We start from the raw sequence: 12834 nt of genomic DNA on the forward strand, positions 1-12834 counted from the left end.
GGATGTGGTGTGTGGTCGCCAGGTGATGCCAAGTGGCATGGAAACCATACGGCGCGAAATGATAGAGGCAGTTCCGCAGACGCACTCGCCGTTGTCGGGGGTCGAGGCTCTCATCACGAACCCGGCGCGCGGTCGCGGGAAAACTGGTCACACCAGAATGATCACAGAGCCGGTCTGCTGACCATCGACGCCGGTTCCTTCACAGAGCCAGCGGACCCACGCTCACTGAGCCGGTGACCGACAAAGTGATGGGGACACGGGCTGAGCCGCCACGCAACGTGGTGAGGGAGGCTCATGGAAACGGAACTCGCGACAGTTGAACAGGCGGTCTCACCGGTGGGACGGGCCGCTACACCCAATCCGGTCCGGCCCACCGTGTCGCCGTCCCCTCAGCCGCCGACCCGGAGGACCTCGGCCAGGCGGCGACGGCGGCGGACCAGGGACTCGGCGCGGACCAGGACCGTCACCAGCAGGGGGAACGCCAGGGCCACCACGGCCAGCCACGGCCAGGGCAGGACCAGCGACGGAGTGTCCACCTGACCGGTCAGCAGGGACAGGCCCAGCGGCCCGGCCACCAGCAGGACCACACCGACACCCAACAACGGGCCGCCCACCGCCGCCAACAGGGCCAGCGGCAGCAGGGAACCAGCCGCCACCTTGCGGGCGTCACGCGGCGTCAACCCCAGCGTCCGCAGCCGGCTCAGGGTCTGCCAGCGCTGCGGCGCACCGGCCGCCGCCGCCAGCGCGAACCCCAGCAACCCCGCCGCCAGCAGGAACACCGCCGTCGTCCACGTCATCGTGACCAGGCCGGACACCAACGGCGCGGTCTGCCGGGACTTCAGGACCTCCGAACGCAACACCGCGGGCAACCCCTGCACCGCGGCCGCCGCGCCCGGACCGTCCACCCAGATGGTGTCCGGCTCGATCGGCACCTGAGCCCCGGTGCCGACGATCAGCACGTCCGTGGCGCCGCCGACCGCGGGGGCCACACCGGTCGGGGTGACCGGGATGCTCCGCGCGCCGTCCTGCGGGATCGCCACCTCCGCCCCGACGACCAGCACACCGCGGGCCAGCACCGGCGACGGCCGGTTCAGGATCACCAGGCGGACCGGGGTCACCTTGCCGTCGGCGATGATCCGGGCCCCGTCGATCACCTGGCCGGTGACCACCGACGTCACCCCGGGCAGCCCGGCGATCCGCTGGGCTTCGGGCAGGGTGGACGCGGCGGCGGTGGAACCGAAGCCGACACGGGCGTCGGCGCCCACGTTGACCCGGGCGCCATCGGTCAGGCCGCGTTCCACCGTCGCGCCGAGGACCAGGGCGAACGTGGCCAGGGCCGCGGATCCGGCGAGCACCAGCACCGGCAGGGTCTGCCGGGTGGCGGCCTGGGCCAGCCCGAACACCGGCAGCGGCGACCGCGACCGCAGCGCCAGCCGCAGACCGGCGCCGGTCAGCAGCGGCAGCACCCGGACCAGCACCAGGCCACCGGCCAGCACCGCGAGGGTCGGCGCCAGGGCGGGCAGCCCGGATTCCAGGCCCCGCTGGTACAGGGCGATCACCGCGAACACCGCCGCGGCCACCACGGTCAGCTCGGCGGCGAGCCGGCGCAGCATCGCGGTGACGGCGATCCACCGGCGGGCGGAACGGTTCGCGGGCACCCGGCGGTCGCTGGTGGCACGACCGGCGACCACCATCGCGTACGCGGGAACCGCCAGCGCCGCGACCACCAGCACCGGGATCGTCCACTCCCAGCCGGCCCCACCGGCGACGGCGTACGCGACAGCACAGCCGAGGGCGGCGGCGCTCACCGCGACGGTCAGCGACTCCAGCAGCAGTTCGGCCCCGAGCGCCAGCAGCGACACGCCCCGCTGCCGGCCCAGCACCAGGCTCGCCGACCGCCTGCGGACCACCAGTTCGGCGGCCAGCAGCAGGACCAGCACCGCCCCGGCCAGGATCGTGGTGAGCAGCACCGACGCCTGCACGATGGCGGCGTCGACCTGCGCGGCCACCTCCTTGAGGACACTGTCGAACCCGGACTGCCAGGTGGTGGCGCCGCCGTAACTGCCCGCCGACGACGCCGACGTGGCCTCCAGCTGCACCGACCTGTCGATGATCCGCTGGACGGCGGCCCAGGTCAGCTCGGCGGTGTCGGGGGAGAAGGTGACCGTACGCCGCAATTGGTTCTCTTCGAACGCCAACCGCGCGTCGGGCAGCGACGCCGCGCTCAGCAGACCCCCGATCCGGACGGTCCCGGTGCCGTCCTGACCGGGCGCGGGATTCAGCAGCCACGGCGCGAGCCGCCAGGCCGGGTCGGCCGGGTCGGCGGGCCGGAAGATGCCGCTGACCCGCACGTTCTTCGGCGCACCCCGATCGTCGACGACGTTGAGCTGGGCGCCCGGCTGGACACCCATGGCCGCGGCCGCGGTCTCGGACAACCCGATGTTGATCCGCCAGTACGCGGGGTCGGCGACCTCGACCTGCCCCTCCTCGGTGGCCGGGGGCTCTGACCCGGCGATCCACTGCACGGCCGGGCCGCCGCCGATCGTGGCGCCGCCGTCCGGGCTGGCGGAGAGGTACGCGATCCGCAGGGTCCGGGCCGCGTCACCATCCAGGACCTTCAGACTCTGGCTGGTCACCGAGCCGACCGGCGGCAACATCACCGGCCGCAGAACGTCACCCAGCTCGTCCAGGGAGGTACGGGCCAGATCGTTCATGGAGTCGGGAAGGCTCGGCACCCGCAGCCGCCCGGTCATCCCGTAGTCGGGCTCCCACTGGGCCTGCACGACCGTGTCGGCGGCCGGCCCGGCCCGGTCGACGGCGTCACGCACGGCGGCGTCGGCGGTGTCCCGCGCCACCACCGGCGCCGCCGCGGCGAGCGCACTGACCAGCGCCACCACCCCGGCGACCAGCAGCAACGGACCAGCGTCGGCTCGAGCGCGCCCGCGGATCCCGGCCCAGTGCAGTGTCACGACGCCACCCTCAAGTGTGCGGCGTCGGCGCGCCGCGACTGGATCAGCACGACCACAGTCACGGCCAGCAGCGACGCGGTGAACAGCACCGCGAGCAGCAGCGCCTCCTGCGCCCACGGCCAGACCGGGGCCGCCGACGGGAACGGGGTCCGCCCGGTCTCCGAACGCACCAGCAGCGGCCCGAGGGTCCAGGTGGCCAGCGCCCCGGCCAGGGTTCCCGCGGTGAGCAGCGGCACCAGGACCAGGCCGTGCTGCCCGAGCAGGGTGACCCGGATGTCCCGGCGGCTCATCCCGAGGCCCCGCAACCGGGCCACCTCCACCGCGCGGGCCTGCAGATCGCAGGTCACGTGCAGGATCAGCCCGGCCAGCACCAGCAGCAACGCGGCCGGGGTCAGCAGTTGCAGCATCGCCGGCAGCGCGGCCGCGGTGGGCCCGTTGCTCAGCCGGGTGGTCTCCGCGGCCCGGGTCACGGTCTCGCCGTAGTGCAGCCCGGCGGCGGCGCCCGGATCGGTGGGATCGGTGATCCACCACGCGTCGATCGGGAACGCCGGATCACCGCGCAGCATCAGCGCCCGCGACAGCGTGTCGATGTCGGCCAGCAGCGCGGGCGCGCCCGGCGCGGACGGCACCGCCGCCACCACCTCCCGGATCTTCACCTGGACGGCGGTGGTGCCGACCATCATCTCCAGCTGGTCGCCGGTCTTCAGCGACAGTTCGGTGGCGAACCGTTCGGCGACGGCCACCGGCACCGGCCCGGGATCGCCGAACGCGGTCGCCACCAGGTTGAGGGCGGCGTCCGGGTTCTTGCCGACCTGGACCTGTCCGGTCATCGTCAGCGCCGAGCCGGTGACGGTGACCGCCGGGTTCGACACCTGGTTGGCGTACGGTTCGGCGGAGATCGCCTGCCAGATGCCCCGCCCGGGCACCGCCAGGGTCACCGACATGTCGATGTTGGTGATGGCGTCCCAGCTGAAGAACTCGGTGGCCACCGGCAGCATCACCGCGACCAGCTGCATCCCGTCGGCGGGCACACACCCCGGCAGCCGGTGCTTGCGGCCGTCCAGGGGCACCGGCGCGGTCGCGCACGTGCTGCGCAGCCCGGCCGAATCCTCGAAGATCAGTCTCGGGTTGATCGAGGTGCCCGGGTTGTTCGACACCGTCATCTCGATGACCTGACCCTCCGGCACCGGGATCCCGGCCACCGGCGGCACCGCCCGGTCCTTGACCGCGACCAGGTGCGGGGGATCCCCGGCGCCGAGCCACTGCCCGATCGCCACCCCCCGGTCGGTGACCGGGCCGATCGTCCCGCCGACGGTGTCGACGATCCGCTGCCCCTGCCCGGCCAGCGCCGGGGTCGACAACGTGATCGCCAGGTCGGTGCCGACGGCGAGGTCGGCCTGGTCGGACTGGGACCGCTGCCACGTACCGCCGAACGCCACCGCGAACGTCGCCGCCGCACAGCCCAGGGTGACCAGCAGCCCGGCCGCCGTCGCCCGCGGCCGTCGCGCCGCCTCGAACACCGCAAGCGGCATCGCCAGCCCCCGCGCCCGCCGGGCCAGCCGGTCGGCGGCGTTCAACGCGGGCGGGACCAGCCGCAACACCAGCGCACACCCGGCCACCAACAGGAGCCCCGGAGCCAGCACCCGCACCGTGTCCACCCCGGCCGACTCCGTCGACCGCAACTGCCACCAACCCCCGATTGCCAGTACGACCAGCGCGAAGTCCCCACCGGCCCGCGCGATCGACGGCCACTCCTGCGAGCCGGTGCGCGTCGACAACCCGGCGAACAGCAGCGCCCCACCGAACACCACCCCCGCCTGCACCCCGGTGACGTGCGGATCGGCGGCCAGCCCGGCCCCGGACAGCGGCGCCATCCGGGTCAACGCCGAGTGGACCAGCGCCGACACCGGCACCGCGATCGCCGCCCCGATCAGCGCCAGCAGCCCCGCCTCGGCGCCGGCCCGCAACGCCAGCTGGGGACGGCTGGTGCCCATCGCGGTCAGCAGCGCCGTCTCGGTGGCCCGCACCCCGGCGGTCAGCCGCCCGGCCAGCGCCAGGGCGGTGCCGGTCAGCACCGCGCCGAGCACCGCCACCGACAACACCGCCGACGTGGTCACCCGCTGCCGTTCCGCGTCGGTGGCCAGCAGCGACGGCAGCCGGGAACTGATCCGCTCGATCTGCACCCGGTCGCCCAGGACCGCCGCCAGACGCGAGTCGGCCTCCCGGACGGCTCCGGTCACCCGTACCAGATCGTGGTGATCGGGGTCGGAAAGGTCGGGACGGGCGGTCAGCTCCAGACGCGACATCGCCGAACCACCGGTCAGCAGCGCGGCGTAGTCGATCAGGAACGGCCCGAACGCCCGCGCCGGCTGCAACGACGAACCGTCCCGGAACGCCGCCTCGAAACCGGTGCCGGCCAGCGGATCCCGGTCCCAGCCCGCACCCGGCAGCGCCCGCACCACCCCGCTCACCGTCAACCGCAGGCCCGGGGCCGGGTCACGGCCCATCTCCGGGCCGAACCGCACCCGGCTGCCGGGGGACAGGCCGAGCAACCGGGCCGTGGTCTCCAGCACCACCGTCTGACCGGGCTTGTCCGGCCACGCCCCGGTGACCAGGGTCGCCCGCTCGGGCAGATCCGAGATCCCGGCGAGATAACCCACCGCCTTCGCGCCCTTGACCCCCGGCAGCGGCCGTACGACCGCCGCCGCCCGCCCGCTGACCGTCGCGTCGAACGGCTGCAGCGCCTCCCGCAGCACCTTCTCGGTGTCCGCGGCGACCGACGGGGCGTCCTTCGCGGCGACCGTCACGGTGTACGCGGTCACCTCGGTGCCGGTCGCCCGGGACGCCGACACCTCCCGCGCCCGGTCCGCGGAACTGGTCACCAGCAGCGCGCACACCCCGAGCAGCGTCGACCCGATGGTGACCACCAGCAGCAGCGCGGCCAGCAACGGCCACTGGGCTCTCGCCCGTCTGAGCAGCACTAGACGTCCACCCGGCCGTCGCTGATCCGGACCACCCGGTCCGCCAGGGCCATCATCACCGGGTCGTGGGTCGACACGATCGCGGTGACCCCCTCCGACTCGACCACCGCACGCAGCAGCGCCATCACGGACCGGCCGGTCTCGGCGTCCAGCTGCCCGGTCGGCTCGTCGGCGATCAGCAGCCGCGGCGACGCCGCCAGGGCCCGCGCGATCGCTACCCGCTGCTGCTGCCCGCCGGACATCTCCCCGGGCCGCTGCGCCGCGTGATCGGTGAGCCCGACCAGGTCCAGCAGCAGCGCCACCCGTTTCTCCCGGTCGGCCGCCGCCATCCGCGCCAGCCGCAGCGGGGCGCCCACGTTCTCGGCCGCCGACAGCACCGGGATCAGGCCGAACGTCTGGAACACGTACGACACCCGCTCGCGCCGCAGCTTCGACAGCCCGTCCTCGTCGAGGCGGGTCACCTCGACGCCGTCGACCAGCACCTCGCCCTCGTCCGGGCGGTCCAGGCCACCGATCACGTTCAGCAGCGTGGTCTTGCCCGATCCCGACCGGCCGGCCAGCGCGACCATGGTCCCGGCCTCGACGTCGAAGGACACACCCTTCAGCGCGTGTACGACCGACGTCTCGCTGCCGAAGCGCCGGTGCACGCCCCGGACACTGACCATCGCCGTCACGACGGGTCGTTCCGGATCGTCACGTGGTCCGACTCCAGAGCCAGCCGCACCCGCCGGGTCAGCTCCAGGGCCTCCCGGTACTCGCGGGGGATCTGGATCCGCCCGGCCCGGTCCATCACCGCGTACTCCTCCGCGATCACCCGCGTGTCCCCGTCCTCGCCGGTCTCGGTACGCCGCAGCACCTCGCTGCTGGTCCGCCCGTCCCGGATCGCGATCGTCCGTTCCACCTGCCCGCTCACCTCGGGGTCGTGGGTGACGACCACGACGGTCACCCCGAACTCCCGGTTCACGTGCCGCATCGCCTCGAACACACCCGCCGACGTGGTCGTGTCCAGTTCACCGGTCGGCTCGTCGGCGAGCAGCACCTGCGGCTGGTTCGCCAGGGCCACCGCGATCGCCACCCGCTGCTGCTGCCCGCCGGACATCTGCGCCGGCCTGCGGTCCGCGCAGTCGGCCACGTCCAGGGCCGCCAGCAGCTCACCGGCCCGCTGCCGCCGCGTCCTCGCCTTCACCCCGGCCGCGGTCATCGGCAACTCGACCACCTGCCGCGACGTCAGGTAGGGCACCAGGTTCGAGGCGGTCTGCTGCCGGACGAACCCGACGGTGTGCCGCCGGTAACGCACCCGGGCGCCCCGCGACATGCCCAGCAGATCCCACTCACCGACCCGGGCCTTCCCGGCCGTCGGCGCGTCGATGCCCGCCAGGATCGACAGCAGCGTCGACTTGCCCGATCCGGAGGCGCCCACCACGGCGACCATCTCACCCGCGCCGACCAGCAGGTCCAGCCCCTGCAGGGCCTGCACCTCGATCGACCCGGTCTGATAGATCCGGACCAGGCTCTCACAGACGATCAGCGACTCCCGCCCGAACTCCGGCGCCCGCTCGGGAGGTTTCGGCAGTGCCAGAGGTGTCCGGGAAATCGCTCTCACTCCTCGATTTCAGTAAGGTTTCCGATCTTGAGCGTGCCCATACAACGCTGGTACCGACCGGTAGTCAACAACCGCTTACCAAATAGTCACATCCGTGACGGTCCTCCGCCGGTCAGTCCCAGTCCACGCGGCGCCACGACGGGCCGGCGTACCCCGGCGGAGTCTCCCGTCGCTCCCACGGGACGCCGTGCCACTGCGCCGGCCATCCGGAGGGCGGGCCGGTCAGGACGGTGCGGGCGGTGGCGGCGCTCTCGTGCGGGCATGTGCTGTTCCACGGCGTACGGACGAAGATCTGGTAGTGGTCCGGCTCTTCCAGCCAGACCTCGAGTTCGCCGGTGTCGCGTTCGCTGACCCGGACGCCCACGACACCCGGCGGAAGGGGGAGATCGGTCAGGATGAGACGGCCGGCCCGGCGCAGCGGCGTCTCCCAGCCGTGGTCGACGCCGAACCGGGCCACCTCGGCGTCGTAGGCCCCGGCGTCGAACACCACCGTGCGGCCGTCCCACTCCCAGCGCACGACGTCACCGTCCCGGCGGATCGTCGCCTCGACGGCGAAACAGTCCGGCCCACACCCCCGGCACGCGGCGATCACCACGGACTGCGCCGCGAACCGGTTCACCGGCACCAGCACGTGCCACGGGTCCGGCCCGTCGTTGCCGTCGGCCCGGCTGACGTCGACCCCGTCCACCCGCACGATCACCCGCCGACGTTCGTCGACCGACAACGACAGCGACGACCGTTCCAACTGATCTCCTCCGTAGGGTGTCAGCATGTCGTTGACGCTTGATGAGGCCCGCCGCCGGGCTGCCATGCTCGCCGATGTCTCCTACGAACTGGCGCTGGACGTCACCTCGACGGAAGCCTTTCACAGCCGGGCCACCGTACGGTTCGACACCCGCGGCGGCGACACCTTCCTCGAACTGCACCGGGCCGAGCAGCTGCAGGTGACGATCGACGGCGACGTCGTCACCACCGCCTACGACGGCAGGCGCATCCCCCTGGACGGCCTGACCCCCGGCCGGCACGAGGTGGTGGTCGACGCCCGGCTGCGGTACGTCACCGACGGCGAGGGCCTGCACACCTTCACCGATCCGGCCGACGGCGAACGGTACGTCGGCGCCTACCTCGGACTGGACGTCACCCAGCGCCTGTTCGCCTGCTTCGACCAGCTGGATCTCAAGAGCCCGATCACCCTGACCGTCACCGCCGACCCGGCGTGGACGGTCCTCACCAACGCGCTACCGGTCGACGGCACGACGTTCGCCGCCACCCCGCCGATCCCGTGTGATCAGCTGGTCGTGGTGGCCGGGCCGTACCACTCGATCCGCTGGGAACACCGCGGCCTGCCGATGGGCTGGCACTGCCGGCGCTCGCTCGCCGCCGAACTGGATCGCGACGCCGCCGAACTGCGCCGGGTCACCGAACTCTGCTTCGACCACTACGCGACGATCTTCACCGAGCCGTACCCGTTCGACTCCTACGACCAGGTGTTCGTGCCCGAGCTGAACTGGGGCGCGATGGAGAACCCGGGCTGTGTCACGTACAACGAGTCGATGCTGCCCCGCGGCCCGGTCACCGACGACGACCGCCGGCGCCGGGCCATGGTGATCGCCCACGAGATGTCACACATGTGGTTCGCCAACCTGGTCTCCCCGGTCTGGTGGGAGGACGCCTGGCTCAACGAATCGTTCGCCGACTACATGGGATTCCAGGTCGCCGAGACCGTGGCGGGTTTCCCCGGCACCCGGGTGTCGTTCGAGGCGGCCCACAAACCCGGCGCCTACCGGGCCGACCGGCGACGCTCCACCCACCCGGTCGCCCCGGCCGCCGCCGACGTCCCGGACGTGGCCACCGGCCGGACCATTTTCGACGAGATCTCCTACGGCAAGGGCAACGCCGTGATCCGGCAGCTGGTGACCTGGCTGGGCGAGCCGGACTTCCTGGCCGGGGTGAACGCGCACCTGACCCGGCACCGGTTCGCCAACGCCACCCTCGACGACCTGCTGTCCGCACTCGACGCCGCCTCACCACGCGACGTGCGCGCCTGGGCCGCAGTGTGGCTGCGTCAGGCGGGCCACGACACGATCCGGGTCACCCGCCGCGACGACGGCGTGCCCGTGCTGACCCGCGACGGCATCCGGCCGCACCGGTTCACCGTCACCGCGTACACCCTGGACCTGGAACCGGCCGGCTCACGGCTGATCGATCTCGCCGCCGAGGCGGTGCCGTTGCCGGACTGGGCCGGCCTGGTGGTGGTGCCGAACGCGCACGGCGAGACCTTCGCCCGCATCCACCTGGACCAGCTGTCGTCCGGCGCGGTGGCGAACGGCCTGGCCGATCTGGCCGACCCGCTGGTCCGGGCGGTGCTCTGGTCGACCGTACCGATCGAGGAACTGCTGCCCCGGCAGTTGCCCCGCGAGCCGTCACCCACCCTAGTCGCCGCGGCCGTCGACCGGGCTCTGGCATGCAGCAGGCAGGTGACGGGCGTCTTCGACGTCATCGCCGCGGCCTGCGCACCCACCGGCGAGCCCGACCGCCAGCTCGCACTGGCCGCCGGGCTGGCCCGCACCACCACCGACATCACGCTGCTGCGCCGCTGGCTGGACGGCGACGCCGTCAACCCCGGAGTGCCGCTGTCCCCGGACCTGCGCTGGACGGTCGTGCACCGCCTCGCCGAGCTGGGCGACCTCGAAGCACCGGAGATCGAGACCGAACGGCAGCACGACGGCACCGCCACCGGTGAACTCGGTGCCCACACCGCACTGGCCGCCCGCCCCACCACCGCGGCGAAGGCGGAGGCCTGGGCGGCGATGACCGAGGATGCCGGCATCTCCGTGCGCCGGTTCCGGGCGCTGGCGGCCGGCCTCTGGTCACCGTCACAGCGGGACCTGGTCGCGCCCTACATCCGCGCGTACGTCGAGGCAGCCCCGGCCCTGGCCCGGCGAGGTTCGGCCTTCGCCTCCGCGGTGGGCCGCTCGTTCCCCGCCCTGCCCCTGTCCGAGGACGAACTGACCCTGTTCCACGAAGCCCTGACCGGAGAAGTCCCCACCGTGCTGCGCCGCCGCTGGGCAGACGAACTCGACGACCGCAGCCCGGAGAACACCGACCGCCGGTGAGCTCGTCGTTTAACCAGTGCGGCGGGGCTCGGTGCCCTTCTTGTGATGGGTCGGACGCTGGTGAGCCTGGCCGGTGACCAGGACGAGTCCGACGTCGTGGCGGGCAGCGGGCTGCCGGTTGCGGGAGCCGGGCGGCCGTCCTGGGCCGGGGTGGCTGGGTTTCGGTGCACGCGCTGGCGAGCCGCTGGCCGCGCGGATGTTCCGAAACCCGCGCCGCACCCGGGCTGGGGTGAGCCGTTCCGGCGCCGTCGGGCGTTCCCAGGGCCGGCGCAGATCCTGGGCGAGGGGCCGGGCGAGACGTAGCTGAGTATGCGCAGCTATGACCAGCCAGGTCCCAGCGGTCCGCGGCAGCCGGCTCGCGTAGCTGCTGTGCGGTCCAGCCGAGGGTCTGTTCGAGTAGCCGGCGTCGAGCACGATCAGGATGTCGCGGTCTCCCGGCTTCCGCTGGCCAGCATCAACAAGCCGGCCGACGAGTTGTCGGATCCGCGCACAGGTCGTCGTGACGTCCGCGCCGGGCGGCAGGCGAACCGCGTCCAGCAGAGCGTTCCAGGAGGTGCGACCGGTCTCCAAAGCGGCGACCACAACGAGCGTCGATAGGGGCTAGATGCGCCCGTCCTCTCGGGATAACGCTCTGTCACCGTCGGTCAGGTCGGAGGGTGGGCACTACGAACGCGCTCAACTGGGCGCATGCCAATTGAGAGCCACACCAAGTACCTACGGTGGGCAGCCGATGTGGGAGCGTCTCCGCCGGTCACCTCGACCATGCCTGGCCGGGCAGCGGTCGTGCCACCAGTAGATAAGTAGCCGGGATGAGTGCAACTCTACTCAACGCCCAGAGGCCAATCTCGCAGAGTGACGAGCCGCGTAGAGCGTTTGTAGCACCTCAATCGAAGCTGCAATCCTCAACGCCAGGGCGGCGTGGAAAATCACGGAACACACAGAAGGGGTGCATTCGTCAATCTGTCAAGCCCTCCTACGGTTGAGTCAATCCGCTAGTCTGAGCGATAATCTACGCCCATGAACCGCGCCAACGGTGCGAAATTTTGGATCACACTAGGCGGTGGGCTGGCCATTGCCGCGGCAGTGATAGTGCTTCAGCTGCGCTCTGGATCATGGGAGGCGGCTGATGCTGTCGGCGGAGCGCTCGGTATCCACGCTGCTTACATTGTCCCTGTGATCACACTACTTGTGGCGCTGCGCAGTGGCACAGGCGATGACAGCGAGGCCACCACTCAGATTCGAAAGTCGAAGGCCTTTACATACTCGGCGATGGCCGCAACATTGCTAGGCGCGTCTATTGCGATCTTCGTGGTAGCGCGAGGTGATGATATGGCCGACTGCGTGCCCGATGCCAAAGTCAATCTGTTCGCTCGGCAAGGCAGCTCGCGCAGCGTTGAGATGTCTGCGCGTGTCGAAGAAGAGGCAGCATGTGAAAACTCACTGTGGCTTGTTCTTCAGATACATGACGTAAACGGACACAGCGAATTCTATCCGCGCCAGAGAATAAGGCCGAAAGGCGAGACTGATTCGAACGTGACACTGCCTCCACAAGCTGATATCACGCAGCGAAGGACAGCGAGGATCTACGAGGTGGACGAACTGGTCGACGGAAAGCTGGATACCTACAGCAAGGACGGAGATAAAATCCCCATCGCTGATTTGGTCAAGCCGCCTTGTTCCGGCTGCGGTGTTTCCACGGAGGTAGAGCTTCCGTATCGCGATTAGATGTCGCAGCCATAGACGTAATCTCTTGCAGTGTAGCGAACGCGCAGGCCCACTCGGCGACTTAGAGTGATGATACCGGCGGGCTACTTCTCGTATTCTTCCCAGCCATCGAGGCGGTAGCTGTCGAAGATCAAGAAGCCAAGAGTCCTTGTGAAACGCGACCTAGCAGCAGGGTCGTTGGGATCAGCTAGTAGTTCGCTCACCAGACGGTCCGCTGCGTCCCGACATCTGCTGCCGAGAGCGCCAAGGGCGTCGACCGTGGCCGTGGAGTTCATATAGTCGTCTAACCACGGCTCAAAGGGCCGCGACGGCTCTTCCTCGGTCCAGTCCTCGTCGGCTGAAACGGAAGTCATGAGGGAATGCTAGCGCGATGCGAGGCGAGCTCATCTGCCGCATAGGGTGCGTTCCGATCATGCCGTTCTGCCGCACGGCCGACTGGG

General features: G+C 71.2%; 9 protein-coding genes. 2 read left to right on the forward strand and 7 right to left on the reverse strand.

What is annotated here, in order from left to right:
- Positions 1 to 389 precede the first annotated feature (389 nt).
- The 5 genes from Aco03nite_RS50420 to Aco03nite_RS50440 all read right to left on the reverse strand — a co-directional run bounded on the left by Aco03nite_RS50420 (position 390) and on the right by Aco03nite_RS50440 (position 8325).
- On the reverse strand, positions 390 to 2969 hold the full coding sequence (locus Aco03nite_RS50420) for an FtsX-like permease family protein (RefSeq protein ID WP_203810019.1): 2580 nt from the start codon (positions 2967 to 2969) through the stop codon (positions 390 to 392).
- On the reverse strand, positions 2966 to 5950 hold the full coding sequence (locus Aco03nite_RS50425) for an FtsX-like permease family protein (RefSeq protein WP_203810021.1): 2985 nt from the start codon (positions 5948 to 5950) through the stop codon (positions 2966 to 2968). Before Aco03nite_RS50425 ends, Aco03nite_RS50420 begins: the two co-directional genes overlap by 4 nt.
- A complete protein-coding gene (locus Aco03nite_RS50430; protein WP_203810035.1) occupies positions 5950 to 6615 on the reverse strand; it encodes an ABC transporter ATP-binding protein in 666 nt (221 codons plus the stop codon). The genes Aco03nite_RS50425 and Aco03nite_RS50430 overlap by 1 nt, the downstream gene beginning before the upstream one ends.
- A 5-nt stretch (positions 6616 to 6620) precedes the next feature.
- Positions 6621 to 7529, reverse strand: coding sequence for an ABC transporter ATP-binding protein (locus Aco03nite_RS50435; RefSeq protein WP_239146111.1), 909 nt, complete (start codon positions 7527 to 7529; stop codon positions 6621 to 6623).
- A gap of 136 nt (positions 7530 to 7665) precedes the next feature.
- Positions 7666 to 8325 carry a hypothetical protein gene (locus tag Aco03nite_RS50440; protein ID WP_203810023.1) on the reverse strand — a complete coding sequence of 220 codons (660 nt, stop codon included), beginning with the start codon at positions 8323 to 8325 and terminating at the stop codon, positions 7666 to 7668.
- Between Aco03nite_RS50440 and Aco03nite_RS50445 the strand changes: the two genes are divergently transcribed.
- A complete protein-coding gene (locus Aco03nite_RS50445; RefSeq protein ID WP_203810025.1) occupies positions 8324 to 10669 on the forward strand; it encodes a M1 family aminopeptidase in 2346 nt (781 codons plus the stop codon). The two genes, Aco03nite_RS50440 and Aco03nite_RS50445, sit on opposite strands and share 2 nt — an antisense overlap.
- A 9-nt stretch (positions 10670 to 10678) precedes the next feature.
- Here the strand turns inward: Aco03nite_RS50445 and Aco03nite_RS50450 are convergent, their stop codons facing one another.
- Entirely contained in the window at positions 10679 to 11251 is a 573-nt protein-coding gene (locus tag Aco03nite_RS50450; RefSeq protein ID WP_203810027.1) for a transposase, read from the reverse strand.
- 435 nt (positions 11252 to 11686) lie between these two features.
- Between Aco03nite_RS50450 and Aco03nite_RS50455 the strand changes: the two genes are divergently transcribed.
- A complete protein-coding gene (locus Aco03nite_RS50455; RefSeq protein WP_203810029.1) occupies positions 11687 to 12394 on the forward strand; it encodes a hypothetical protein in 708 nt (235 codons plus the stop codon).
- An 83-nt stretch (positions 12395 to 12477) separates the two neighbouring features.
- Here Aco03nite_RS50455 and Aco03nite_RS50460 read toward each other — a convergent pair whose 3' ends face one another.
- Positions 12478 to 12747 carry a hypothetical protein gene (locus Aco03nite_RS50460; RefSeq protein WP_203810031.1) on the reverse strand — a complete coding sequence of 90 codons (270 nt, stop codon included), beginning with the start codon at positions 12745 to 12747 and terminating at the stop codon, positions 12478 to 12480.
- Positions 12748 to 12834: the final 87 nt, after the last annotated feature.

This window comes from Actinoplanes couchii (assembly GCF_016862075.1).
Classification (GTDB): domain Bacteria; phylum Actinomycetota; class Actinomycetes; order Mycobacteriales; family Micromonosporaceae; genus Actinoplanes; species Actinoplanes couchii.